The 24148-nt window shown below is 51.4% G+C and carries 23 protein-coding genes, 1 other RNA gene and 1 pseudogene; 21 read left to right on the plus strand and 4 right to left on the minus strand.

Going from position 1 to position 24148, the window contains the following annotated elements:
• Nucleotides 1–355: 355 nt before the first annotated feature.
• From glmU to ACKU4E_RS15230, 11 genes and pseudogenes are all read left to right on the plus strand, one after another.
• Complete coding sequence (gene glmU, locus ACKU4E_RS15180; protein WP_320171929.1) at nt 356–1738, plus strand: bifunctional UDP-N-acetylglucosamine diphosphorylase/glucosamine-1-phosphate N-acetyltransferase GlmU; 1383 nt, start codon at nt 356–358, stop codon at nt 1736–1738.
• Between the two features lie 31 nt (nt 1739–1769).
• On the plus strand, nt 1770–1946 hold the full coding sequence (locus ACKU4E_RS15185; RefSeq protein ID WP_320171930.1) for a hypothetical protein: 177 nt from the start codon (nt 1770–1772) through the stop codon (nt 1944–1946).
• 79 nt (nt 1947–2025) lie between these two features.
• Nucleotides 2026–2274, plus strand: coding sequence for a cell division protein ZapA (locus ACKU4E_RS15190; protein WP_320171931.1), 249 nt, complete (start codon nt 2026–2028; stop codon nt 2272–2274).
• Between the two features lie 37 nt (nt 2275–2311).
• Nucleotides 2312–2494, plus strand: a non-coding RNA gene (gene ssrS / locus ACKU4E_RS15195) — 6S RNA.
• Between the two features lie 201 nt (nt 2495–2695).
• On the plus strand, nt 2696–4252 hold the full coding sequence (gene rny / locus ACKU4E_RS15200; protein ID WP_320171932.1) for a ribonuclease Y: 1557 nt from the start codon (nt 2696–2698) through the stop codon (nt 4250–4252).
• 393 nt (nt 4253–4645) lie between these two features.
• Complete coding sequence (locus ACKU4E_RS15205; RefSeq protein WP_320171933.1) at nt 4646–5434, plus strand: TIGR00282 family metallophosphoesterase; 789 nt, start codon at nt 4646–4648, stop codon at nt 5432–5434.
• Between the two features lie 67 nt (nt 5435–5501).
• Nucleotides 5502–6770 (plus strand): tyrosine--tRNA ligase, encoded by a 1269-nt coding sequence (tyrS, locus tag ACKU4E_RS15210; protein ID WP_320171934.1) that lies wholly within the window; start codon nt 5502–5504, stop codon nt 6768–6770.
• Between the two features lie 25 nt (nt 6771–6795).
• Nucleotides 6796–7755: a TIGR01212 family radical SAM protein gene (locus ACKU4E_RS15215; RefSeq protein WP_320171935.1), complete on the plus strand. Its 960-nt coding sequence runs from the start codon at nt 6796–6798 to the stop codon at nt 7753–7755.
• A pseudogene (locus ACKU4E_RS15220) lies at nt 7755–8000 on the plus strand (addiction module antidote protein); the annotation flags it as partial. The gene ACKU4E_RS15215 and the pseudogene ACKU4E_RS15220, both read left to right, overlap by 1 nt.
• 144 nt (nt 8001–8144) lie before the next feature.
• A complete protein-coding gene (locus ACKU4E_RS15225) occupies nt 8145–8369 on the plus strand; it encodes a DUF6290 family protein (RefSeq protein ID WP_320171936.1) in 225 nt (74 codons plus the stop codon).
• A complete protein-coding gene (locus tag ACKU4E_RS15230; RefSeq protein WP_320171937.1) occupies nt 8362–8538 on the plus strand; it encodes a hypothetical protein in 177 nt (58 codons plus the stop codon). Before ACKU4E_RS15225 ends, ACKU4E_RS15230 begins: the two co-directional genes overlap by 8 nt.
• 68 nt (nt 8539–8606) lie before the next feature.
• Here the strand turns inward: ACKU4E_RS15230 and pstA are convergent, their stop codons facing one another.
• From pstA to ACKU4E_RS15245, 3 genes are all read right to left on the minus strand, one after another.
• Nucleotides 8607–9557, minus strand: coding sequence for a phosphate ABC transporter permease PstA (gene pstA, locus ACKU4E_RS15235; RefSeq protein WP_407944117.1), 951 nt, complete (start codon nt 9555–9557; stop codon nt 8607–8609).
• 36 nt (nt 9558–9593) lie between these two features.
• Nucleotides 9594–10532 (minus strand): phosphate ABC transporter permease subunit PstC, encoded by a 939-nt coding sequence (gene pstC, locus ACKU4E_RS15240; protein WP_320172647.1) that lies wholly within the window; start codon nt 10530–10532, stop codon nt 9594–9596.
• 535 nt (nt 10533–11067) lie between these two features.
• Complete coding sequence (locus ACKU4E_RS15245; RefSeq protein WP_320171938.1) at nt 11068–11886, minus strand: PstS family phosphate ABC transporter substrate-binding protein; 819 nt, start codon at nt 11884–11886, stop codon at nt 11068–11070.
• A 222-nt stretch (nt 11887–12108) separates the two neighbouring features.
• Here ACKU4E_RS15245 and ACKU4E_RS15250 point away from each other — a divergent pair, with 222 nt between their 5' ends.
• From ACKU4E_RS15250 to ACKU4E_RS15285, 8 genes are all read left to right on the plus strand, one after another.
• Nucleotides 12109–13458: an FAD-dependent oxidoreductase gene (locus ACKU4E_RS15250; protein WP_320171939.1), complete on the plus strand. Its 1350-nt coding sequence runs from the start codon at nt 12109–12111 to the stop codon at nt 13456–13458.
• Nucleotides 13459–13466: 8 nt separating this feature from the next.
• Nucleotides 13467–14543, plus strand: coding sequence for an aminopeptidase P family protein (locus ACKU4E_RS15255; protein ID WP_320171940.1), 1077 nt, complete (start codon nt 13467–13469; stop codon nt 14541–14543).
• Nucleotides 14544–14677: 134 nt separating this feature from the next.
• Nucleotides 14678–14950 carry a DUF4911 domain-containing protein gene (locus ACKU4E_RS15260; protein WP_320171941.1) on the plus strand — a complete coding sequence of 91 codons (273 nt, stop codon included), beginning with the start codon at nt 14678–14680 and terminating at the stop codon, nt 14948–14950.
• Between the two features lie 328 nt (nt 14951–15278).
• Nucleotides 15279–16052: an AAA family ATPase gene (locus ACKU4E_RS15265; RefSeq protein ID WP_320171942.1), complete on the plus strand. Its 774-nt coding sequence runs from the start codon at nt 15279–15281 to the stop codon at nt 16050–16052.
• 143 nt (nt 16053–16195) lie between these two features.
• Entirely contained in the window at nt 16196–16678 is a 483-nt protein-coding gene (locus tag ACKU4E_RS15270) for an isoprenylcysteine carboxylmethyltransferase family protein (RefSeq protein ID WP_320171943.1), read from the plus strand.
• 204 nt (nt 16679–16882) lie between these two features.
• Nucleotides 16883–18412 carry a YifB family Mg chelatase-like AAA ATPase gene (locus tag ACKU4E_RS15275; protein WP_320171944.1) on the plus strand — a complete coding sequence of 510 codons (1530 nt, stop codon included), beginning with the start codon at nt 16883–16885 and terminating at the stop codon, nt 18410–18412.
• A 146-nt stretch (nt 18413–18558) separates the two neighbouring features.
• Nucleotides 18559–19317: a class I SAM-dependent methyltransferase gene (locus ACKU4E_RS15280; RefSeq protein ID WP_320171945.1), complete on the plus strand. Its 759-nt coding sequence runs from the start codon at nt 18559–18561 to the stop codon at nt 19315–19317.
• A gap of 282 nt (nt 19318–19599) precedes the next feature.
• On the plus strand, nt 19600–20007 hold the full coding sequence (locus ACKU4E_RS15285) for a bacteriohemerythrin (RefSeq protein WP_320171946.1): 408 nt from the start codon (nt 19600–19602) through the stop codon (nt 20005–20007).
• A 173-nt stretch (nt 20008–20180) separates the two neighbouring features.
• Here the strand turns inward: ACKU4E_RS15285 and ACKU4E_RS15290 are convergent, their stop codons facing one another.
• Nucleotides 20181–20411 (minus strand): hypothetical protein, encoded by a 231-nt coding sequence (locus tag ACKU4E_RS15290; protein WP_320171947.1) that lies wholly within the window; start codon nt 20409–20411, stop codon nt 20181–20183.
• A gap of 321 nt (nt 20412–20732) precedes the next feature.
• Here ACKU4E_RS15290 and ACKU4E_RS15295 point away from each other — a divergent pair, with 321 nt between their 5' ends.
• Nucleotides 20733–22283 (plus strand): sigma-54-dependent Fis family transcriptional regulator, encoded by a 1551-nt coding sequence (locus ACKU4E_RS15295; protein ID WP_320171948.1) that lies wholly within the window; start codon nt 20733–20735, stop codon nt 22281–22283.
• Nucleotides 22284–22481: 198 nt separating this feature from the next.
• On the plus strand, nt 22482–24146 hold the full coding sequence (locus ACKU4E_RS15300; RefSeq protein WP_320171949.1) for a hydantoinase/oxoprolinase family protein: 1665 nt from the start codon (nt 22482–22484) through the stop codon (nt 24144–24146).
• Nucleotides 24147–24148 lie beyond the last annotated feature (2 nt).

The raw sequence follows: 24148 nt of genomic DNA on the forward strand, positions 1-24148 counted from the left end.
TCACCTTTGGCTGCCAGCGGCGAAATCTGTTTGTCAAAAGCGCAAAGCGCATAAAATCTAGTTCCTGAAATTAATTTTTGCGGGGTAAAAAAGAGTCATATTTATTATACTCATGAATTTAAGCTGTTTTACACCTACACCCTTATTTGTTCCTTCTATGCTCTTATGAATGCACGCGATAAAGATTTCTCAATGATCATTGATGACTTGATTGAGAGATTTTCAATTTGTGAAAATTATGCTTATCTCATTGAAAAAACGGTGAAAATAAATATATATTTTTGCTCATACGCATTTACTCAGAGCGTCCAAACTGTTACTTAGTGCCAAGCAATTAACTTGGAGATTTTTAGATATGGGAAATTCTTTTGCCTGTGCCCTGGTGCTGGCCGGAGGTAAAGGCACACGCATGCATTCTGACAAGCCCAAGGTCTTGAAGACCCTGCTTGGTGAGTCCATGCTTTTTTACGTATATGAGGCTTTGCGTCCATCGCTTGGAGAAGACATTTTTACGATTGTCGGGTTCGGAGCAGATTCTGTAGAGACCGCTTTCCCTGACATGAAGGACCGCTTTGTACTCCAGTCCGAGCAGCTTGGAACCGGGCATGCCCTGCAGGTCGGCTGGGACAGGGTCAAGTCGAGCGGGTGTGAGTTCTGCCTGGTGATCAATGGAGATACTCCGCTGATAGGAGAGAGGGACATTGCACGTTTTCTTGATGCCTTAAAAAACGATCCCGCGGACGTTTCTTTCGTCACTATAACTCCTAACGCGGAGAACCAGTTCGGACGTGTACTGCGCGATGCTGAAGGGCGGGTAACTGCGATTGTTGAAGTGAAAGATTACAACGAATCCGTCCACGGGCCCTCCACGGGCGAGGTCAATGCCGGAATCTATTGTTTCAGGGTGAGTGCAGTGGACCGGCTGCTCTGGAATCTGACCAACGAGAATAAAGGCGGCGAGTATTATATTACCGACCTTGTCGATCTTGCCGTGGCGGGCGGAATGAAAGTCTCTGCTGTTAATTGCGGTGATTCAGGTGATCTGATGGGCATAAACAGTCCTCTTGAACTTGCCATGGCTGAATCCTCCCTGCGTGAGCGGACGGCACTGAGTCTCCTTGAATCCGGTGTGACTCTGCATAGCTGGGAGTCGGTTGTTGTCGGTCCGGGAGTGAAAATCGAACCCGGGGTTGAGATAACCGGCCCTTGTGAAATTTACGGAAAAACTGTAATCCGCCGTGGGGCTGTTATCGAGTCGCATGTGCGCATTACGGACTCCTGTGTATCTGAAGGTGCGATTATAAAGGCGTACAGTCATCTGCAGGAGGCGGAAGTCGGGCAGGACTGCATGGTCGGTCCTTACGGAAGACTCCGCCCCGGAGCGGTAATGAAAGCCGGCTCCAGAGTAGGTAATTTTGTCGAAATGAAGAAAGCCGTGCTCGGTGAAGGAGCCAAGGCCAGTCACCTGACCTATCTTGGAGACAGTGAGATAGGCGCGGGAACAAACATCGGAGCCGGCACCATCACCTGCAACTATGATGGAATAAACAAGCACAAGACAGTCATCGGTGAAGGAGCATTCATAGGCAGCAATACCGCGCTGGTCGCCCCGGTGACCGTAGGGCGAGGCGCGCTGATAGCTGCCGGTTCGACCATCACCAAAAATGTTAAAGACGGAGACCTGGGCGTAGCAAGAAGCAGGCAGGTCAACATTTCCCGGACTTCCAAGAAGTCTTGATTTTGTAATGAGAAGGTATTAGGTTAAAAACATGGAAATTATCGCTCAATTGGAAGAACGTTTCGAGAAGATGCTGCAGAAAATAAAACAGCTCGAAGAGGAAAATGCATTTCTCCTTGAAGAACTGGAGCAGGAGAAGCAACGCAAGGATGAAGTCCGCGGTCGTATAGAGGTGCTTCTGAACAAGGTTGAAGGAACGCTCGATTAAGTTTTAAACGGCTGATTCCCTGTAAGAAACGGGGAAGGGCTTTGTACGAAATTATACAGGAAATGGTAGTCAGACCGACATGCCCCGTTATACTCTGCCCGTTCTCGGACTTGAGATTTCATTCAAGACCGATGCGGATAAAGAACGAATAGAAGCCGCGAAAGATGTGCTCGAAGAGAGGTACAGCGAACTCGCACGGGGTGGCAGGGATGTGAGCAAGGAGAAGCTGCTTACATGTCTGGCCCTTAGTCTGGCCGATGACTATCTGGAACACAGTCGCAAACTCGAAACAATGGAAGAGAAAATTAACGCGCTGTTAGAGAAGTGATAAGCGGTGCATTGCGCCAATTTTTAAGATATACTGAATTTCCCTGGGGAGTGCGTGATTGCCCTATGGCTTTTGAACCAATATAAAAAGTAAGGGAGCAAGCATCGCCGGAGTGGTGTGCAGGCCCGGTCAGACCGGGAAGCCTGAAACTTCGGGGGCAGCGCCCACCTGTTAGACTAGGTTCTAACAAATAAGGCAACACGGCATCTCCGGGGTTCCCCGGCGGGACCCAGAACTGCGCTAAATTCTGGTGAAATGTAATTATCTTTCTGATCCCGCCTGTCTTTTCAGCTATCCTCTCCTTCAGCCTCGTCTGTTCTCTGTTCCTCATTTGGAAGATTCATGTAATCTTTTCCGATTGATAGAGTCGGCAATGATTAATCAGGTCCTGGGCGGCCTGTTACTATAAAAGGAGAATGGCATGTTTGGGGATTTTTTTCTGATTTTATTTGGAATGGCCCTGGGTGCCGCAGGCGGTTATGCCCTGCACCGGTATGTTAATTCCAAACGCCTAGCCGATTCGCAAGGGCTTGCTGACAGAATAGTTCAGGAAGCCCGCAAGGAAGCTGAAGCCATGAAGAAGGAAATAAGGCTTCAGGCGCAGGATGAAGTATACGGCCTCAAGAAAGAACAGGAAAACGAGTACAAAGAAATGGAGCGCACCCTCAAAAGGCAGGAAGAGCGTCTCCAGGAAAAAGAAGAGCGTCTTGAGCAGAAGCTTGAAAAAGTTGCCAACAAGGAATCCGAAGTTGTTGCTCTTGAAAAGCGCATGATCAAGCAGGAAAAGAAACTTGAAACCCTGCGTGAAGAGCTTGAAAAACGCAAGGATGATCATGAACGCAAGCTGCAGGAAGTCTCCGGGCTGACTGCGGAAGAAGCTCGTGAAAAGCTCATGACCGAAATCGAGAGCAGAACCCGCCACGAAGCCGCCAAGATGGTCCGCGCAATCGAGGTGGAGGCCAAGGAAGAAGGTTCCCGCAAGGCCCGCAAGATTCTGGCTCTTGCCATCCAGCGCTATTCCGGCGATTACGTCAACGAGCAGACCGTGACAGCCGTCACACTGCCTTCCGAAGACATGAAAGGACGCATCATCGGACGCGAAGGCCGCAATATTCGCGCCCTGGAAGCTGCCACCGGTGTTGACCTCATTATAGACGACACTCCGGAAACAGTCGTTCTGTCCGCGTACAGTCCGCTCAGGCGTGAAGTTGCCAAGCAGGCTCTTGAGCGCTTGATCCATGACGGACGTATCCATCCGGCCCGCATTGAGGACATTGTCAGCAAGGTTGAGCAGGAAATGGACGTCAAGCTGCGCGAAATCGGTGAACAGGCCACTTTCGATGTAGGTGTCCATGGTATTCATCCCGAGATAGTAAAACTTCTCGGACAGCTGCAGTACAGGACCAGCTTTTCGCAGAACGTGCTGCAGCATTCACTGGAAGTCGCTTTCCTTTGCGGAATTATGGCCGCGGAGCTGGGTATGGATGAAAAGATCGCCAAGCGCGCCGGACTGTTGCACGATATCGGCAAGGCCGTAGACCATGAAGTCGAAGGTCCCCATGCCGTAATCGGTGCCGATCTGGCCAAGAAGCACGGCGAATCCAAGGAAATCATCCACGCTATTCAGGCCCACCACGAAGATGTTCCTCCCAAATCCGTTCTGGCAACACTTGTTCAGGCTGCCGACTCCCTTTCCGGAGCGCGTCCCGGTGCCAGAAAGGAACTGCTGGAGAACTACGTAAAGCGTCTTGAAGAGCTCGAAAACGTGGCTACCGGTTTTGACGGCGTTTCCAAGGCATACGCAATTCAGGCCGGTCGCGAAATCAGGGTCATGGTAGATGCGGACAGGGTTTCCGATGATAATACCCATATGCTCTGTAAGGACATCGCCACCAAGATTGAAAACAATATGACCTATCCCGGTCAGATCCGTGTAACCGTTATCCGCGAACGTCGTTCCGTCGGTTATGCAAAATAAATAGTCTGTATTGCGGCCCGGGGGACCGCCTCCGGGCCGTTCCCCTGCTGCCAGACTGCCGATAGAGGCCTGACTGCACTTCCCTTGCCGGAACCATGCAATCGAGCCTTTTTCAACAGGCTGGCATTTTTATGGAAGCACTTATTTATTTTTTGATGCTGATGATCTGATTTCGCCTCCGGCGGCCAAAGGGGATAATCCCCTTTGGAAACCTTAATGGTTTAGTCTGTTGCTCTGAAAAAACGTGACTTATGATAGTGTTTGTGGGGCTTTGGCAATGACCGCTTTGATGCCTCAGATAGGTTTATCTGCCTCAGACGAGAAGCTTTAGTTCAAGCGTTATGAATACATGCGAACAGACCTGCCGTCGCAGACAATATCAGGGAGCAGTTGATGCGGATTCTCTTTCTGGGAGATATCGTGGGAAGACCCGGGCGCAAGGGAGTTGCCCTGCGCATTGGTGAACTGCGCCGTTCTTTGAAGCTTGATCTGGTGATTGCCAACGGTGAAAACGCATCACAGGGGATCGGCCTTTCCGCTAAAAATGCAGCTGATCTGCTAGGCTGCGGAATAGACGTGATTACTTCCGGCAACCATATCTGGAAGTATCAGAATCTGTACCCGCTGCTGAAAACCAGCGAGAGGATAGTGCGGCCCGCAAATGTCCCTGAAGATGCTCCGGGAAAGGGGTGGACTGTTTTCAGGGTTCGTGATGAAGTGCCGGTTGCAATCCTGAATATGCAGGGACGTACTTTCATGAATCCCGCGGAATGTCCGTTTCGCTGCACGGACAGGCTTCTTGAAGGGCTTGATCCGGATATAAAAATCGTGCTGCTGGATTTTCACGCCGAAGCAACTTCCGAGAAGCAGTGTTTTGGTCGCTATCTCGACGGCAGGGTAAGTGCAGTTTTCGGCACCCATACGCATGTGCAGACCAACGATGCCCGTATCTTTGAAAACGGCACCGGGTTTATTACCGATGCCGGAATGTGCGGGCCGGTCGATTCCTGTCTCGGATTGACGCCTAAGCCGGTCATTAAAAGATTTGTTTCCGGACTGCCCCAGAAATGGAAAGTGGCCGGCGGTCCGGTGGAGTTGCAGGGAGCGCTGCTGGAAGTGGACGAACACAGCGGCAGGACCGTAGCCATTGAAGCATGGAAATCAGGGCTGCTGGACGTGTGATTCCACGATTTTTTCATTATTGAAATAAAGCCGATGCAGGCTAAAATAACATAAAGAGGTTTCAACCATGAATATTTACGATGAACTCAAGTGGCGGGGGCTGGTCAATCAGGTTTCTGACGAAGAGAAGGTACGCGAGTATCTGGATACTCCCGGTCAGACCATGTATTGCGGCTTTGACCCCACCGCGGACAGCCTGCATATCGGCAACCTTGTTCCGCTCCTCTGCCTTGTCCGCATGAAAAGAGCTGGGCACAACCCCCTGTTCCTGCTTGGCGGCGCAACCGGACGTGTCGGCGACCCCAGCGGAAAGGACAAGGAGCGCGAGCTTGCCTCCGAGGAAAAGATTGAATCGCAGGCAAAGAATATCCGGTCACAGATCGAAGCTTTCTGTGAACGCAATACCGGCGAAAAGGCGGAAGTGGTCAACAACTATGACTGGACCAAAAATATGTCTTTTCTTGAAATGCTGCGTGATGTGGGCAAGCATTTCACTGTTAACTGGATGCTGGCCAAGGAATCGGTCAAAGGCCGTTTCGGCCGTGAGGATGTTGGTATATCCTACACTGAATTCAGCTACATGATCCTGCAGGGTTACGATTTCTACCATCTTTTCAAGGAAAAAGGCTGCCAGCTTCAGATCGGCGGCGGCGACCAGTGGGGCAACATTACCGCAGGTTGCGAGCTTATCCGCCGCAAGGCCCAGGGTGAGGGCTTTGCTCTGACCTTTCCCCTGATCACAACCGCAGCAGGAAAGAAGTTCGGCAAAAGCGAAAAAGGCGCCATCTACCTGAACCCGGAAATGACTTCGCCGTATGCATTTTACCAGTTCTGGGTCAATACCGATGACCGTGACGTTATCAATTTTCTGAAATATTTTACCTTCCTTTCCAGTGAAGAGATTGATGCTCTTGAAAAAAGCCTTGAAGAGGCTCCGCACCTGCGCGAAGCGCATAAGAAGCTTGCCGAGGAAACTACCATCATGATCCACGGTAAAGAGGAACTGGAAAAAGTTCAGGCCGCAACCTCCGCCCTGTTCGGCAAAGGCGACATCAAAACCGTTGACGCCGCAACTCTTCGCGAGGCCATGGAAGCCGCTCCCGGCGTTGAATATGCTGCCGCAGATCTGCCCGACCTGCCCCAGATACTTCTTGATCTCGGTCTTTCCAAGTCCAAGGGACAGGCCCGCAAGGATATCCAGGCCGGTGGGCTCTACATCAACAACGAAAGGGTTTCCGAATTCGATTACGTGCCTTCGTCAGATGATTTCATCGGCGGTGAATGCATGCTCATCCGCAAGGGCAAGAAGAATTACGGATTGGTTACTCTTAAGTAGAATCTGGTGAGTTCCATTAAGTTCAATGCAGCGATTTTACGGACTGGCCACCAGACTACGGCAGACATTCGGGGAGCGGGTTCAGAAAATCCCGCTTGATTTCGGATTTACCTGCCCCAACCGTGACGGGAAGATTTCCCGCCATGGCTGTATCTTCTGCAGTCCGCAGGGTTCCGGTTCCGGTATGCACGCCATGGCCATGACAATTCCGGAACAGTGGGAACTCTGGCGGGCCAAGCTGACCGAAATGCATAAGGCCAGACTTTATCTGGCCTATCTCCAGTCATACTCAAACACATACTGCTCTCTTGATGAACTCAAGTGTGCCTTCGATCAACTGCAAGGACTTGAAGGGCTGGCCGGAATCTGCATCGGCACCAGACCGGACTGTCTGGATTCCGCCAAGCTTGAGCTTATTCGCGGACTTGATCTGCGCGAAACATGGCTTGATCTGGGCTTGCAGAGTTCCAACGACCTTACCCTGAAGAGGATCAATCGCGGGCACGATTCCGAGTGCTTTGCGCAGGCTGTGCGGCTCGCATCAAGCCACGGTGTTCCGGTCTGCGCGCATGTTATTGCCGGACTGCCCGGTGAGAGTGAGAAGGATTTTCTTGCATCCGTGGAGTTTTTGAATTCCCTGCCCGTGTCCGGGATAAAGTTTCACAACCTGTTTGTGGGCAGGGGCGCACCGCTGCAGAAAATCTACGAGGCGGGCGGATATACGCCTATCGAACAGGCTGAGTATATCGAAATGCTCGTCGCAGCCATATCGGTTTTAAGGCCGGAGATAGTGATCCACCGGTTGAAAGCCGATGCCGTTCCCGGAGAGCTGATTGCCCCCGAATGGGTCCGCGGAAAGCGCTCCGTGCTGAACGAAATAGAAAAGACCCTCAAAGTCCGCAAGATCTGGCAGGGCTGTGCCAGAGCTGATGCTGAACAGCAGCCTCCTGCATGGTTCAGCCCTGATTCTCCTTCCCCGTTTTAGACCTTGCTGAATATTTGAATGCCGCACTTGAATCCGGTAATCAGGATGTAATGCTTATGGCTGTGGCAAATATTGCCAAGGCTAGAGGGATGAGCCAATTGGCTAAAGATGCCGGACTTGGCAGGGAAAGCCTGTATAAAGCCCTTAGTCCCGGATCTCAGCCTCGATACAGCACTATTATGAAGGTTCTAGGTGCTCTTGGGGTCTCACTACGTGTTGTGCCTAAGGAAAATTCTATGCAGTAGGTTATCGGCTGATACTGCCACCAAATCTTACAATGACAAACAGCCGTTCCGTACCACGCGGAGCGGCTTTTCATTTTTCCGTCCATCCTGATATTGACTGTCAGTCATACATGTATTAACTGTATGACAAAGGAGGATGCTTAAATGTTATCCGTACGTTTACCCGAAGAAATCGAATTGAAGCTTTCCCAACTAGCGGAAAAGACAGGTCGCACCAAATCATATTATGCCAAGCAAGCCATCATAGCCTTTCTTGAGGATAAAGAAGACCATCTGCTTGCCGTTCAGGCTTATGAAGAACACCTCAAAAAGAGCGGTAAGACTTTTTCCAGTGCAGAAGTGAGAAAAGACCTTGGGCTGGATGGTTGAGTACACTGCAAGGGCCAAGAAGGGTCTGAGAAAGCTTGATAGGAAGGCCGCTGAACGTATCCTCAATTACATGGATGACCTGCCGGAAGACCCACGGGACAAAGGTAAAGCCCTGCTGGGCACCGTTGTAAAATTTACGGTGGACACTGATCCTGCTTTTCAAACGTGAAACAGCCCGCATTCAGGGTAAAATGCGGGCCGTTTCGGCACGGTCAAGAGGGTGAGGATGATAAATTTCTATCTGCCGACTTTTTTCTGCATTTTGGCCCGGATGTAGATGGCGACCATGTTCATGCCGAGCACCAGTGTGATGAGCACCAGGGATGTGCCATACTGGATGTGTCTGGTTTTTTCGATTTCCGTGCCTGCTGTGGCCAGCACGTAGATGTGGTAGGGCAGGGCCATTACATCGTCAAAGATGGACTGGGGCATGTCCGGCGTAAAGAACACCGCTGCGGTAAACATGATTGCCGCGGTTTCCCCGGCCGCTCTGGACAGGGTCAGGATGGAACCGGTGAGCATGCCCGGCAGTGCTGCGGGAAGCACAACCTTGTAGATGGTCTGCCATTTGGTGGCTCCCAGACCGAGAGAGGCTTCCCGGTAGGTCTGGGGAACGGACTTGAGAGCTTCTTCCGATGCTCCGATAACCAGTGGCAGTGCAAGAGCACCGAGTGTGCACACCCCGGCCATGATGCTTACGCCCATTCCCATTACAGTTACGAAAAGCGAGAGTCCGAAAAGTCCGAAGACAACCGAAGGCACGCCTGCAAGGTTGTTGATGCCGAGGCGGATGATGCGGACAAGCTTGGGCGAGGTCGCATATTCGTTGAGATATATTGCGGTTGCCACTCCCCATGGAAGGGCTATGAACAGAGCCCCGTAGCTGAGGACGATTGTTCCCACGATACAGGGAAATATTCCCCCTTCGGTCATCGAGTTTCTGGGGGCTTCGGTGAGGAATTCCCAGCTCATGGCCGGAAGTCCGTAGTACAGGACGAAGCCGCATATAATCAGCAGAGCCAGGCCGTTGATGGCGGCAGCTCCCTTGAAGAGCATAAATACGATCTTTTCGATTTTTTCTCTCAAGGTATAGTTGTTCCGGCCGGGATCGATCATGGTCTCGGCGATCTGTTCGTTGGTTTGCATCATTGAATCCACTTGATCTATGGTTTCGGCGGAGTTGTTCATATTATATTCCCCGTTTGTTTTGATCCGTGCTTGCGGTTACAGGGTGGCGGAGCCTACCTGCTTGTATTTGTGGGACACATAGTCGGCCACGAGGTTGAAGGCCATGGTGAACAGAAATAGTACCATGCCTATTGCGAACAGTGCGTAGTAATGCTCGCTGTGAAACGGGGCTTCACCCATTTCAGCGGCGATGGATGCAGGCATGGGGCGTACCGGATCGAATATGGAAGTCGGCAGCATTCCCGCTCCACCGGCGACCATGAGTACGACCATGGTTTCTCCTATTGAGCGGGCCATGCCCAGAATCACACCGGTTGAGATTCCGGAAAGGGAGGCCGGTACCATTACTTTATAGATGGACTGCCAGTGTGTGGCTCCAAGAGCCAGTGAGGCTTCCTTGAGTTCCGGGGGAACTGAATAAAGGGCGTCTTCCGAGATGCTGGTGATGGTTGGTACGGCCATGAAAGCCAGCATTACCGATGCGTTGAACAGGTTCAGTCCGACTGCGATGTCGAAAGTTTCCTGCAGAAACGGGGCTACCACTACCATTCCGAAGAATCCGATTACGACCGAGGGCAGCGCTGCAAGCATTTCAACGGCAGGTTTTACTATGTTCCGGATTTTATTCGGCGCAATTTCTGCAAGGTAGATGGCGGTCATGACCCCCAGTGGAATCGCGATGATGGACGAGAGCAGGGTGACTGCTCCGGAGCCGACAATAAGCGGCCAGATTCCGAGAGCAGGCGGCTCTTCGGTGGGGTACCATTCGAATCCGAAGATGAAGTCCGGAAGGGATACGTAGTGAAATACGGGTAATCCCTCGGCAAAGAGAAAGATCATAATGAGAAAAAGTACCAGTACCGAAGTGAACGCAGTCACCAGGAAAAAGGAGTGAATGAGTCGTTCCGTGTTTCTCCTGCTGAGATTGACAGCTTTCAATGCTAAAATCAGAACTCCTGCCAGACCTATGATCATACTGAATATGGTCCACCCTCTGGACCTTGATGCCGACAGGCTTTCAGCGCTTGCCTTGATCTGCTGCAGAGTTTCCTTTTCACCGTTGTCTTTGCCCATGGCGGCGTAGTCGGTACGGACATTGGTGTAGATTCTGTTCAACTCGGCATTGAGTTCTTTCACCCGGAGTTCTTTTTCCGCCTGAGTCAGTCCCGACTCTTCAGTGCTTTCTGAAACTTCATGGGTGGAAAGCATCATGACTTTCTTGAGCGCGGCTACGGCACTCATGGAATAGTCTCCCCTCTGCTCCACTTTCTCGGCAGCGGAAATGAATATCTGTTCTGCTTCCGTTTTGTTGCCCAGCCTGTAGGCATAAATTCCGGTCACAACAGCAAGCGCTATGAGGAGTAGACAGATGTTGCGGGACGTGATCACGGTTTTTTCCCCTGATTGAAATTTTTGGTTTCGTTGCTTTTTTTGAGTGTAAAATCCCCGGGAGGCATCAGCCTCCCGGAGTATTTATTGTCGGACCCGGTTTTCCGGTTGGCCTTTCTAACTATTTTACAGGGATGAAACCTGTGTCGGCAGCAAGCTTCTGGCCTGCGGGGCTCATCATGAAGTCGATGAGAGCTTTAACTTCGCCGGAGGGCTTGCCGGGGGTGTAGAGGTTCAGACCACGGGAGATGGGGTAGGAACCGTCTTTGGCAGTGGCAACGGAAGCAGAGATTCCGTTAACGGAAACGCCTTTGAGTTCCTTGTTCAGGTAGGCAAGACCTACATAGCCGATGGACTTTTTGTTTTTGGCAACAGCCTGTGCAACAGCACCGTTGGATGCCTGGAGCAGTGCACCGGGGAATACACGGTTGGATTTGCCGTCTTTCTTCATGATGATGTGCTTCCAGCAGTCATAGGTACCGGAAGAGGTGTCGCGGGAGATAACAACGATCTTGGAGTCTTCTCCGCCAACTTCTTTCCAGTTGGTGATTCTGCCGGTGTAAATTCCGAGGAGCTGATCCTTGGTAAGGGCATTTACGGGGTTGGCAGGGTTGATAACAGGAACGATGCAGTCAAGAGCGACTACGAACTGTACAGGAGCGCGGCCGTTGTCGGTTGCTTTCTGTGCTTCAGCGCTTTTCATGTCGCGGGACATCATGGCGATGTCGGTGGTGCCGTCGATGAGAGCTTTTGCTCCGTTGGAAGAACCGCCTCCGGAAATGGAGATGGAAACATTGGGGTTGGCTTTCATGAAAGCTTCAGCTGCTTTCTGCATAAGGGGCAGAACAGTGGTGGAACCTTTGACCTGGATGGTGCCGGCAAAAGCGGAACCCGTAAAAGCCATAACCATTACAGCGACGAGGGCGATAATCTTTTTCATAATTTCCTCCAAAAATGGAATTTGATTGCAGACGCAGATTCACCGTGTCCGTTTTCTATCGTTGAGAAAGTGTCTATCCGAACTTGGTTACGAACCTGTTACGGCGAAGAGAAAGGTCAGTGACAGAGTCATTCTGCGGTCTGAAACATATTCCCGGCAGATGGCATGCAACTTGCTTTTTCTTCGTGAAACACAGAATCACAGCAAGGCGGAGAAGGGAGCATGAAAACCAGATATGCCATAATCGGCGCGGGTCCGACGGGTCTTGGAGCAGCCAGGAGATTGACCGAACTGGGGGAAAAATCGTTCGTTGTACTGGAAAAAAATTCCTGGCCGGGAGGGCTTGCATCGAGTTTTACCGACTCTAAAGGGTTCACTTGGGATATCGGCGGGCATGTGGTGTTTTCTCACTACGAGTATTATGACCGGTTGTTGGACGAGCTGCTCGGCGATGAATACATAGAACATCAACGTGAATCGTGGGTGCGTTCCTGCAGCACATGGGTGCCTTATCCTTTTCAGAATAACATCCGCTATCTTCCCAACCAGCAGAGGTGGGAGTGTGTTCGCGGTCTTCTGCCCGGAGAACGCTCCGAGGATACCCCGCGTAATTTCCGGGAATGGATTCTCAAGATTTTCGGGGAAGGCATAGCCAGGCATTTCATGCTGCCGTATAATTACAAGGTCTGGGCCACCCGTGCAGAAGATATGGATTATTCCTGGATCGGCGAGCGGGTCAGCGTCATTGACCTGCGCTCGGTGCTCAAGAACATTCTGCTTGAGCGGGATGAAGTAGGTTGGGGGCCCAACAACAAATTTCGGTTTCCGCTCAAGGGCGGAACAGGATCTATCTATCGCAGGCTGGCGGAAACAGTCTCCGGACATATACGATACAATACAGAGATAGTTTCCATTGATCCGCGCAGCAGGACCATATCCGACAATGCGGGAAATTCCATTGAATACGAATACCTGCTTAATACCGGACCGCTTGATATTCTTGTTTCGCAGTGGCTTGCAAATCCCGGCGAGCGTATGGTCAATGCGGCCTCTATGCTCAGACACAACGGCGTTGTCGTAGCCGGTATCGGTCTTTCCTCCTCAAGTCCGGATTCCCGCTGCTGGATGTATTTCCCCGAAGACGACAGTCCGTTCTACCGGGTAACGAATTTTCATAACTATTCCCCGGACAACACCCCCGTTCCCGGAAAAGGGCGGGCGCTGATGTGCGAGGTTTCCTATTCCGAAGACAAGAAAATAAATGAATCCGATATCCTCGGTCAGGTGGAAGACGGTCTGGTCGATACTACCATGCTCAAGGATGAGGACCGCAAAGACATTACCTCCCGCTGGTCCATAAATGTGGATTACGGCTATCCGGTCCCTTGCCTGCGGCGCGATGAAGCGTTAAAGATTTTACAGCCTGCTCTTGAATCCATGAACATCTATTCCCGCGGTCGTTTCGGCGGCTGGAAGTATGAGGTTTCAAACATGGATCATTCTGTAATGCAGGGAGTAGAATGGGCTGAAAGGATGGTCAACGGTCAGCCTGAAACCACATACAGGATCTAGTAACGCACATGACAATTTCCACCGCCACCTATGAGCAGAGGCGGGAGAATGTCCGCAGACTTTTGAAGGATCGCGGTCTTCCTCCTCTTTTGGTCAGTTTTGCGGCCAACAGGTATTATCTCAGCGGATTCGAGCTTCACGATCCCCAGTGCAACGAAACCGCCGGATGGCTGATAATTTCTCCTGACGGCCGTGATTTTCTCCTCACCGATCCCAGATATCTGGACGCTGCCCGCCGTGTCTGGAATGAGGAGGATATTTTCATCTATTCCGGTCGCAAATACGATGCTCTGCGTGGATTTTTCAAATCCAACAAGTTGACTGCCCTTGGATATGATCCCAAGGCTCTCAATCTTTTTGAATATGAAAACCTGTCCGAGCTATGCGCTATGAAGTCTGTTTCCGGATTGGTCGAGGGACTGAGGCTGATCAAGGATGAGGACGAGATTCGGCTGATGGAGGAATCCTGCGTTCTCAACCACAAAGTCTATGAACTTCTGGAGCCCCGGCTTAAGCCGGGCATGAGCGAATATGAAATTTCGTGGGAAGTGGAACAGCTTTTCCGCAACAACGGCGCTTCCGAGCTTTCCTTTCCGACAATTGTCGGCATAGGGCCCAATGCGGCTCTTCCCCACGCCATACCCGGCAGTGATACGCTCGGGGACGGCGATCTGGTCCTTGTGGACATGGGAGGTCGGCTCGGTGATTACTGCTCGGACCAGACCAGAGCCTTCTGGGTCGGCGACAAGCCTTCCGACCGGTTCCTGACCGTCCGTGATCAGGTCCGGGAAGCGCAGGCCGCGGCCATAGAGATCATGCGTCCGGGACTGCCTATCCAGCATGCCTACCACACGGCCCGCAGTGTTTTCGAGAAATACGGTGTGGAGGAGTTCTTCACACATTCACTGGGACATGGCATCGGGTTGGAAACACATGAAATGCCGAGTGTCAGCCCGATTGCCTCCGGGGAACTGAAGCCGGGCATGGTCGTTACCGTCGAGCCCGGACTCTACTATCCCGATTGGGGCGGAGTACGCTGGGAGTACATGGTTCTGATTACCGAGGACGGCTGCAAGGTCATGTAGCAGTATAGTGGTCACGGAAACCGAATTACTTATTCTTTATAAAGTTAAGAGAAGCGGATGAGCCGCATGGCCCACCTTTTTCGGTTTCAGCGGGACTCGGATTGATTTTAATTGCTCACAGGAATTGAAAAAGAATGGCACGAAAAAGAAGACCGCGTCCATGCCCTCCTCCTCCGGCACAGTCCGGGCGCACCTACGTACAGATAAAGCCTTCGGACATAGCAATGTTCCGGTTTCTTCTGGAGGCAGAGGACAATCTTGCCCTGTTCACAATTGCTGACAGGTTCAGGGGGGTACTGCTGCTGCGCTACAGCCCCCATCAGGAACGCGAGTTCCGTGAATTCATGGCAGGGCTGGGCAAGGAAATGGATATTGTCTTTCTGCCCGATCCGGCAGTTTCTGCCTGACAGGCCGCAGAAAGATTGTTTCTCACGAAACAGCAATATTTAAGTTCAGTAATGGCGATTCGTTTATGCGGATCGCCTTTTTTTTGTTTTTCTTTATGAAACGTATTCCGGTGCAAGACGCATTGTGTGTCTTTGATTTGTGTTGTATTTGAGTTATGTGTAGACAAGAAACGATTATTCGGAGGTCGTTTGCGTCTTAACTCTGTGTGATGAGACTGTTTTTTTGATCTGTTTTTCTGTAACACAACTGTAACAATTGACTGGGCATGATTTGCAACATGGTTTTGTCATTCATTGCTGGTAAAACATATTCATATGGTATTTCTTTATGAAAACACTTGCTTGCTACAACATGAAGGGTGGGGTCGGGAAGACTACAACGGCAGTAAATCTATCATATCTGTACGCTGCAAACGGATTCCGGACATTGTTATGGGATTTGGACCCTCAGGGTGCGGCGACCTTTCACCTGGGAGTTGAAACATTGCAGGATACAAAGCTCAAGAAGATCGTCAAAGACAAGAAGATGATCAAAAGTCTTGTGGAGCCGACTCCCTACCCCAATCTATCCATAATTCCTGCTGGGTTTGAATACCGCAATATGGATCTGGTGCTGGACGACAGCAAAAAATCAAAGAAGAAAATGGGCAAGATTCTTTCATCCTTCACTGACGAATACGACGTGTTTGTTTTTGACTGCCCGCCGAGTATTTCGAACTTATCGGATGCTGTTTTTTCTGTTTCCGATTATATCCTCATGCCGCTTGTGCCTGCCGTGCTTTCGCAACAGACTTTTTTAAAGGTCAGCGAGTATCTTGCGGGTATCCCGGACACCACGGCGCAGATCATACCCTTTTTCAACATGGTCGACCGGCGGAAGAGCGGACATCGTATGATGATTCTTCAGAGTAAGAAGCAGTTTCCCGGCGTGTTCTGTGATAACAGCATCCCGGCCAGGGCCAATGTGGAGCGCATGGGCGTTGAGCGGTTGCCTTTGTTCGCCTACGACCCCAAGTCCGATGCTGCCGTTTCCTTCGGTGCGCTGTGGCGTGAGCTTGAACGCAGGACCGTGTCCGGCGGTGAAAGCTCGCAGCCGGGGTAGCGCATTGTCCAGGATTTATCTGTCCCGGCCATTTTTTTGATGGCGTTGACAGCCGTGGCAAAAAGCTTCAATGATATCTCAGTATTTAAGCGTGTAACATGCTGGCGGATACTGCAGTTGAACCGGAGAATGCTGGAGGGATCATGGAAGACGGGAGAATTGATATCTACGGAGTCGGGCCGAGGATATTCCGGCCTACCGCAATCTACGGTATAGTTGTCTTAGCGATCACACTGTTTTTCCCAAGAATTTTTTTGATGACTTTTCTGCCCAGTGCCGCATTCAATATTCTGGGCGGAATGCTGTTAGGCCTTGGTCTTGCCTTTCTTTTTATTTCCTGGGTGGCTGTGAAAAAGGCTGTGCAGGAAAATCGTCTGGAAAAGTCCGGAACTTTTGCCATTGTGCGCAATCCCCTTTATTTCGCCTGGATAGTGTTCATTTTTCCCGGAAGCGCCATAGCCACCCAGTCATGGTTGCTTTTCGGGATGAGTGTTGTGGCCTACTATAAATTCCTGCAATACATCCCTGAAGAAGAAGCCCGGCTTGAGGAAGTTTTCGGCAAGGAATATTTCGAGTACAAGAAAAATGTTCCGGCGATTGTCCCGAATATGCGGGAGCTTCTGTAATTATAAGAAATATGCCGTGTCCTGAATTCGGGCTTCCGGGTATCCGGGGCGTATGATTTTATTATGCTGCCGGAGACGGACAGCTATTTTCCGGCGTAAAGCTCGTTGGATTCGGCTTTTCTGTTTCCGAATAATCCCGTGTAAAATTCATGTGCTTGCTGGTTTAAAAGGATGCGTTAACAGCATCGGAGAATGGTTGGTTTTATGATAGCCAAAGTTTCCTGCGCCGCGCTCATGGGCATAGACGCATTCAAGGTTGATCTGGAAGTTGATCTTACCCGGCAGGGCATGCCTTCATTTACTATGGTCGGATTGGCTGAGGGTGCCGTCCGGGAGAGCAAGGAGAGGGTTTTTTCCGCGTTAAGGAACAGCGGGTTCCGGCTGCCTCCATCAAGAATCACCGTCAACCTCGCTCCTGCGGATATGCGCAAGGCGGGGTCGGCGTATGATCTGCCTCTGGCCGCAGCTCTTCTCGGAGCCGCCGGAGTTATTGATCAGACCAATCTTGAAAACTGGTATCTGGCCGGGGAACTTTCTCTTTCCGGGGAGTTGAAGCCCGTGCACGGTATCTTGCCGCTGGCGATTGAAGCCCGGCGAAAAGGTGCGGCCGGTCTTGTCGTGGGACCTGAAAACGTCAATGAAGCCGCTGTTGTGGAGGGCCTTAAGGTCTATTCTGTAAGCAGCCTTTCCGAACTTGTCGAGTTTCTGAACGGAAGCAGGGAAATTGCTCCTTCGTGCGTGGATACGGCTCATCTCTGGGCGGGAAGACAGAAGTATGCGTTGGATTTTTCGGAAGTAAAGGGGCAGGAGCATGCCAAGCGGGCCATTGAGATTGGCGCGGCCGGTAATCACAACATACTTTTCATCGGCCCTCCCGGCAGCGGCAAGACCATGCTTGCCCGCCGCATTCCTACCGTACTGCCTCCGCTGGTTTTTGAAGAAGCTCTTGAGGTCACCAAAATATACAGTGTCTCAGGGATGTTGGGCAGGGATGAGGCCCTGATGGTCACCCGGCCTTTCCGGGCTCCCCATCATACCATTTCCGATGCCGGACTCATCGGTGGCGGAGCGTATCCCAAACCCGGAGAGGTCTCACTAGCTCACCGGGGTGTTCTTTTTCTGGATGAACTGCCCGAATTCAAGAAAAATGTTCTCGAAGTGCTTCGCCAGCCTCTGGAGGGAGGGGAAGTAACTATTTCCCGTGCGGCCATGTCGCTTTCCTATCCAGCCGATTTCATGCTTGTCGCGGCCATGAACCCCTGTCCGTGCGGCTATCTGACTGATCAGCATCACACCTGTACCTGCACGCCGCAGGCCGTGGCCCGCTATAATTCCCGCCTTTCCGGTCCGCTGCTGGATCGCATTGATCTCCAGATAGAGGTCCCGGCTGTGGATTACAAGGATCTGCGGGATTCTTCCGGTCTGGATTCCGCGACCATGAGATGTGAGATAGAAAGAGTGCGCGAGATACAGGCCGAACGCTACAGGGACATGCCCATACTCACCAACAGTGAACTGTCTGGATCATCCCTTGAAAAGTTCTGTGCGCTTACCGAGTCGGAGCACAGATTTCTGGAACAGGCTGTTCGCAGCCTGGGGCTTTCCGCGCGGGCCTATACCCGTATACTCCGCATCGCCCGGACCATTGCCGACCTTGCCGGAGAGGATTCCATCTCCGTTCCACATCTGGCCGAGGCTATCAGTTATCGCAGCATGGACAGGCAGGGGAACTGAAGGGACCACAGTTTGTTTTTATCATTACGCACAGTCCGCTCTGCCCGTTTTGAAAAAATGTGACGTATTCTTCACAGGCATATCCGGTTGAAAAGTCCGGTGTAGTGTAATATTACCTACCTAACCGGTTGCTAAAAGGAGAGGGAATGAAGTCTGTCATGAACGCCACTACCGAGCAGCGCGCGCTCTGGAACGAGGTTTTTTCCGAATCAGAGGCCTATTTCGGAGAGAGCCCGAGTCTGTTTGCTGAAAAGTCGCTTGCGCTTTTCAGGGAAAACGGCGTGCAAACGGTTCTTGATGCCGGTTGCGGTCAGGGGCGGGACACATTTCTTTTTGCCGAAAACGGTATCCGGGTTACCGCGCTTGATTATTCCTTTGTTGCTATCGGAGCGCTGAATGAGCGCTGCGGTGAATCCGGTCTTTCTTCCTGTATTGATTCGCGCTGTTTTGATCTGCGCATGTGCATGCCCTTTGAAAATGAAAGTTTCGATGCCTGTTATGCGCATATGCTGCTGTGCATGGAGCTTACTACCTGCGAGATTTCCTGTCTGCTGAGTGAGATGCACAGGATTTTGAAACCCGGAGGTCTGGCCCTCTATTCCGTGTGCAGTATTTTCGACGGAAATTATCGGGTCGGCGAGCATCTGGGCGAGGAGCTTTTCGAAGCAGATCGATTGGCAGTACATTTTTTCAGTGAAGAAAAGATTCGCAGTCTGTCCAGCGGGTTCAATATTCTAAGTGTGGAGCGCATGAAAGAAGAGGAGCAGTCTCGCGATCTTTTTTGTATCGCCATGAAAAAAAGCTCCAGCCGTTGCGCGCCCACATTTGCCGCAATCGGAGCCAAGGATGCTCCACTGGCCCGAAACCGTTCCTCTGCCCCGGCTTTCTGTCCGGGGGCCAGGTGATAGCCCCACTACCGTTTCAGTTGAAGCGGCTTTTTTTATGTACTCCTTCTAATCCATAAGATTTGAGATTTCTGTGTCCGGCCAATGGGCCGTGCCTGTCTTTGTATTGCAGAAAACGCATCCGCCCCGGCAGCTTTGAGTTGTCGGGGCGGTTGCGTTTGACCGGTTGGTTTCTGTGCCTCCTTAGGTCTGACAGCTTTTCGGTGTAATTGATTTTTCACGTTGAATGGACGTGAGGTTTTATGCATAATAATGACAGAATTTGTTTATATGGGGAACGATATGGGCAAACTTGAATGGCACAACGGGCTTAATCTCGGAGTCTCGGAAATAGACGATCAGCACAAGGCGTTGATCAGTGCGGTCAACAGTGTTCTTGAAAGCGTCAGGCAGGGCAAAAGCGATGCTGCAGTGGACCGGCTTCTTGGGCAACTGCGGGAGTATTCCGTCCACCATTTCAATTCCGAGGAACAGTTTATGACCGAGATCGATTATCCCGATCTCAACAGGCACAGGCAGATTCACAAGCAGTTCAAGGACAGGGTTAAGTTTTATCAGGCTGCGCGATTCCGCAAGGAACATGTCTCCTGGGGCGAGATGCAGGAATTCATCTCCAACTGGCTGATAGAGCACATCCTGCGGGAGGATTATAAAATAGCCCAGTTCGTTAAATCCCGTGGCGGCAAATGAAAGCGGATATTCCGGCCTTGTGCAGCAATGATCTGCTGGAGATATTTTAGCCTTGGCAGTGTTACACGGAGTTTGCCCGAGGTGGCTTGAAGATAAAAAGCCCTGCAACTTTTTAGAGTAGCAGGGCTTATTTGGCTGACGTCGGTATGCCGGTTGTTCCGGATAAGGAAATATCAGTAACTCAGCACTCCAAGCAGGGTGATCATGAATGCCACAGCGCCGCGAAATTTCAGGGGTGAGGAATTGGTAGGCATTTCTGCGCTGAGCCTGCCGCGCAGGTCGGAAAACGCCTGATCCATATCGCGCAGGCGGGCTTTTCTTTCTTTATTGGATTTGCGGGTCTCATCCCGCAACAGGCTCATGTCCTTACGATGCATAGATATTAACGATTCTACACCGGTCATTGGTTCGTCTCCATGTATAGTAGGAAAAACTGCGATCGAAGAGTTTCGTGAGTATGGTTATGGACCGGAAAGCCCGGAGGGGTCGGGGAGGTGGAGTGGGCTTCCCGGTCCATACTTGACTAACAAGCTGCTTCTTCATAAGCAGTTTGCGTGCCACATATTTATTTTTAAAAAATATTGTTTATTTACAGTCTGTTATCTGGTGTCGGGCTTTAGGGCTTATGTGTGTGGGGAATAATCGCGCGTTGATCATTCAAAAAAATTACGATATTTAGTCAATATTACAAAATGTCAGAATAGATAGTTTGGAGCATCCAGATCATGACCTTGTCAATCAATGAATATAAAGCCCTCTCGCAGGAACTCGATCCAGAAAAGCTGCAGAAAAAAATGCTGACCTTGCTGCTGCAGTTGCAGAATGTGGAAAGGGGGTCCCTATGGCTTGCGAAGGACGGCATGTACGAATGTGTCGAATCGCTTGGAAATAAGAGTGAAAGCGTCAAGGGACTGAAACTTTCCCCGGATGAGAACAGCATTGTCGGCTGGGTGATCAAGAACGGCAGGATGACCATCGCTGAGTCCGGTGATGCCCGGCATCACAGTGTAATAGAGGAAAATTTCAAGGTTAAGAGCCGCTTGATTCTTTGTTTTCCCCTGCTGCTGAAGGGCAAGGATGTGTACGGGGCTGTGCAGGTTATTGATACAAGCGCGGCCGGAGATCGGCTGAACCTTGACCCCGATTATCTGACCATGCTTCAGGACCTCGTAGATCTTGGTGCGATTACCCTCAGCAACTCTCTGGAGTTTCAGCGGCAGCAGCACAGGTATGCCCAGCTCAGCCGGGCCCTCAGTTCCATGCGGGGCAAGAGAAATATTGTCGGCAGGAGTCCTTCGATAAACAAGGCTCTCAAGCTGGTTAACAACTACGGGGCAACCAGCTACCCCGTTATTCTCTACGGCGAGTCCGGGACCGGTAAGGAACTGTTTGCCGAGGAGATTCATGCCCAGAGTTCCAGAGCGGATAAGCCTTTTCTGACCCAGAACTGCAGTGCCATTCCGGAAAATCTGCTTGAAAGTGAGCTTTTCGGATATGTAAAAGGCGCATTTACCGGAGCCGGGGCCAATAAATCAGGGTTGTTTGAAGCGGCAGACGGGGGAACCGTATTTCTGGATGAAATAGGTGACATGGATATAAATCTGCAGGCCAAGCTCTTGCGTGTGCTGCAGGAAAACGAGATTAAGCCGCTGGGCGGAACATGGGCAAAAAAGATAGACGTACGCATTATTTCCGCTACCAACCGTAATCTGGAGGAGGATGTGCGGTCCGGGAGGTTCAGGGAGGACCTGTATTACCGGCTGAATGTCCTTCCTCTCAAGCTCCCGGCCCTGCGTGAAAGAGGCGATGATGTGGCTCTGCTTACGGATTATTTTCTCAACCGGGAGGCGTTGCACAGCCACATGCTGCCCAAAAAAATGGACAGCGCTTCCATGGAGGCAATGCGCCGCTATACCTGGCCCGGTAATATCCGGGAACTGGAAAATACCATCAAGCAGTTTCAGGCCATGGTTCCGGGAGATACTGTCCGCATCACCGATCTTCCTTCCCACATAGTGCAGCCGGGCTCGGATGCTGTGCCGGCAGAGCCTGAAAAAAGAAAGAGGCATCCAGCAGTTCAATCAGAGCCGCCGGCTCTTTTCAGTCCGGATGGGCTGACCGATCTTTCCTGGCAGGAAATGGAGCGTGTCTATGTTATGGCTCTGCTCGACAAGTTCCGCTGGAACGTAAGCCGTGCTGCACGCGCAGCGGGTCTCAACCGGTCCACTTTCGATTCGCGCATGAAAAAACTGGGAATCAGCAAATCCGCCTTATGAACCGTTCACGGACAAGTTTATGCCGCTTACGGGAAAACTACTTTACTACGGTGACGGCCGGGTGATATTCAAAAGCTTGTTTTAAAATCCGGATAATACGCACAGTGGCCGGAACTGCTCCTGCCGGATTTCAAGGTTTGAACCCGGTCTTTCAAATTCCCGATTGTTCATGCGGGAAAAATTTCAAGGATTTATCAGATGCTCCTTCTCGGAATCGACGTGGGCGGCACCCACACTGATGCTGTGGCCTTGGGTCCCGGCGGGATTGAGGCTCAGGTCAAGGTCCCCACCGACCATGACAACCTGCTTTCTTCCATCAGAACCGCTCTTGGCGAGATTGTGCGCAACGCCGACCCGGCGCGTATAAAACAACTTAATCTGAGTACCACTCTGTCCACAAACTCGATTGTCGAGGGCAATTTTGAGGATGTGGGTGTCATTGTTTCCGCCGGTCCCGGACTGGATCCCCATTCGTTTATGGTCTGCAAGGATTTTCATGTAATTCCAGGTTCACTGGATCACCGGGGATCGGAAACAAAACGGCTCGACAATCTGGCTCTGGAAGAGGCGATTGCCTCCTGCCGCAAATCCGGGATCAAAGTCTATGCGGCGGTGACCAAGTTCTCGCCCCGCAACCCTTCCCACGAAAAGGCCATTGAACTGGCTGTCGGTGATAATGCGGATTTCATCACTCTGGGACACCAACTGACCGGACGCCTTAATTTTCCGCGGCGCATTTCCACCGCCTTTTACAACTGCGCGGTCTGGAGAGTTTTCAACTCCTTTGCCGATGCCATAACCGCAACTCTGGATGAAATGGGGCTGGGGCATATCAAGGTGAATATTCTGAAGGCCGATGGCGGAACCATGCCGCTGCCCCTTTCCCGGCAGGTTCCGGTTCAGTCGATATTTTCCGGTCCTGCGGCCAGCGTCATGGGGATTATCGCGCTTTGCAACATTACCCATGATTCCATAATTTTCGATATCGGCGGTACAACAACGGATATAGCCGTCTTTGCAGGCGGCAGCCCCCTGATAGAACAGGAGGGCATAGACATCGGTTCTCACCCGACACTGGTCCGTGCTCTCAAGGTCCATTCCATAGGAATAGGAGGGGATTCGGCTATCTCCGTGGTTGACGGAGTTGTCCGCACCGGTCCCAACAGACTGGGGCCCTCCATTGCCTTCGGGGGAGAGATTCCCACCCTTACCGATGCGCTTATCTGGAAAGGTTCATGCGATTGCGGAAACATCAACGGCTCAAAGAGCGGTTTTGCCGGATTTGCGGCAGCCAAGGGTCTGGAACCTGATGATCTGGCCGAACGGGCAATAGCCTATGCCGTGGACAGGATTCATTCCTCCACCAGAACACTGGTCGAAGAGATAAACCGTCAGCCCGTGTACACAATTCACGAGCTTCTTGAAAACAGGCGGATAGTTCCACGCAAGGTCTACATCATGGGCGGTCCCGCCAAGTCCTTGAAGATGGATATCTTCCGTAAATTCCGCCTTTCCACCGAAGTCCCTGAAAATTACGATGTGGCCAACGCCATCGGTGCGGCACTGACCAGAACAACAACAGAGCTTGAGCTCTTCGCCGATACCGAGCGCGGACTCATGTTCATCCCCTCTCTCGGACACAGGGAGAATATCCCCCGCAACTACAATCTGGAAGATGCCCGCAGGGACGCCATGAACCATCTGCTGGCCCATCTGGGAGAAATGCATGTGGCGGCGGACGGTTCGAATGCGCAGGTCACCTCTTCATCCTCATTCAATATGGTCAACGGGGTAAGCACTGTAGGGCGTAATATCAGGGTCAAGTGCCAGATCAAACCCGGCGTTGTCCGGACATATTCATAATA

Source organism: Maridesulfovibrio sp. (genome assembly GCF_963677005.1).
Lineage (GTDB): Bacteria > Desulfobacterota > Desulfovibrionia > Desulfovibrionales > Desulfovibrionaceae > Maridesulfovibrio.

Bases quoted from the DNA above. Each gene is read 5' to 3' on its own strand.
- ACKU4E_RS15260 (WP_320171941.1), top strand. From the start codon at position 14,678: ATGGCACGAAAAAGAAGACCGCGTCCATGCCCTCCTCCTCCGGCACAG.
- ACKU4E_RS15265 (WP_320171942.1), top strand. From the start codon at position 15,279: ATGAAAACACTTGCTTGCTACAACATGAAGGGTGGGGTCGGGAAGACT.
- ACKU4E_RS15250 (WP_320171939.1), top strand. From the start codon at position 12,109: ATGAAAACCAGATATGCCATAATCGGCGCGGGTCCGACGGGTCTTGGA.
- tyrS (WP_320171934.1), top strand. From the start codon at position 5,502: ATGAATATTTACGATGAACTCAAGTGGCGGGGGCTGGTCAATCAGGTT.
- ACKU4E_RS15255 (WP_320171940.1), top strand. From the start codon at position 13,467: ATGACAATTTCCACCGCCACCTATGAGCAGAGGCGGGAGAATGTCCGC.
- rny (WP_320171932.1), top strand. From the start codon at position 2,696: ATGTTTGGGGATTTTTTTCTGATTTTATTTGGAATGGCCCTGGGTGCC.
- ACKU4E_RS15295 (WP_320171948.1), top strand. From the start codon at position 20,733: ATGACCTTGTCAATCAATGAATATAAAGCCCTCTCGCAGGAACTCGAT.
- ACKU4E_RS15215 (WP_320171935.1), top strand. From the start codon at position 6,796: ATGCAGCGATTTTACGGACTGGCCACCAGACTACGGCAGACATTCGGG.
- ACKU4E_RS15270 (WP_320171943.1), top strand. From the start codon at position 16,196: ATGGAAGACGGGAGAATTGATATCTACGGAGTCGGGCCGAGGATATTC.
- ACKU4E_RS15230 (WP_320171937.1), top strand. From the start codon at position 8,362: ATGGTTGAGTACACTGCAAGGGCCAAGAAGGGTCTGAGAAAGCTTGAT.
- ACKU4E_RS15300 (WP_320171949.1), top strand. From the start codon at position 22,482: ATGCTCCTTCTCGGAATCGACGTGGGCGGCACCCACACTGATGCTGTG.
- ACKU4E_RS15280 (WP_320171945.1), top strand. From the start codon at position 18,559: ATGAAGTCTGTCATGAACGCCACTACCGAGCAGCGCGCGCTCTGGAAC.
- ACKU4E_RS15185 (WP_320171930.1), top strand. From the start codon at position 1,770: ATGGAAATTATCGCTCAATTGGAAGAACGTTTCGAGAAGATGCTGCAG.
- ACKU4E_RS15190 (WP_320171931.1), top strand. From the start codon at position 2,026: ATGCCCCGTTATACTCTGCCCGTTCTCGGACTTGAGATTTCATTCAAG.
- ACKU4E_RS15285 (WP_320171946.1), top strand. From the start codon at position 19,600: ATGGGCAAACTTGAATGGCACAACGGGCTTAATCTCGGAGTCTCGGAA.
- glmU (WP_320171929.1), top strand. From the start codon at position 356: ATGGGAAATTCTTTTGCCTGTGCCCTGGTGCTGGCCGGAGGTAAAGGC.
- pstC (WP_320172647.1), bottom strand. From the start codon at position 10,532: ATGATCATAGGTCTGGCAGGAGTTCTGATTTTAGCATTGAAAGCTGTC.
- ACKU4E_RS15245 (WP_320171938.1), bottom strand. From the start codon at position 11,886: ATGAAAAAGATTATCGCCCTCGTCGCTGTAATGGTTATGGCTTTTACG.
- ACKU4E_RS15290 (WP_320171947.1), bottom strand. From the start codon at position 20,411: ATGACCGGTGTAGAATCGTTAATATCTATGCATCGTAAGGACATGAGC.
- ACKU4E_RS15205 (WP_320171933.1), top strand. From the start codon at position 4,646: ATGCGGATTCTCTTTCTGGGAGATATCGTGGGAAGACCCGGGCGCAAG.
- ACKU4E_RS15225 (WP_320171936.1), top strand. From the start codon at position 8,145: ATGTTATCCGTACGTTTACCCGAAGAAATCGAATTGAAGCTTTCCCAA.
- ACKU4E_RS15275 (WP_320171944.1), top strand. From the start codon at position 16,883: ATGATAGCCAAAGTTTCCTGCGCCGCGCTCATGGGCATAGACGCATTC.
- pstA (WP_407944117.1), bottom strand. From the start codon at position 9,557: ATGAACAACTCCGCCGAAACCATAGATCAAGTGGATTCAATGATGCAA.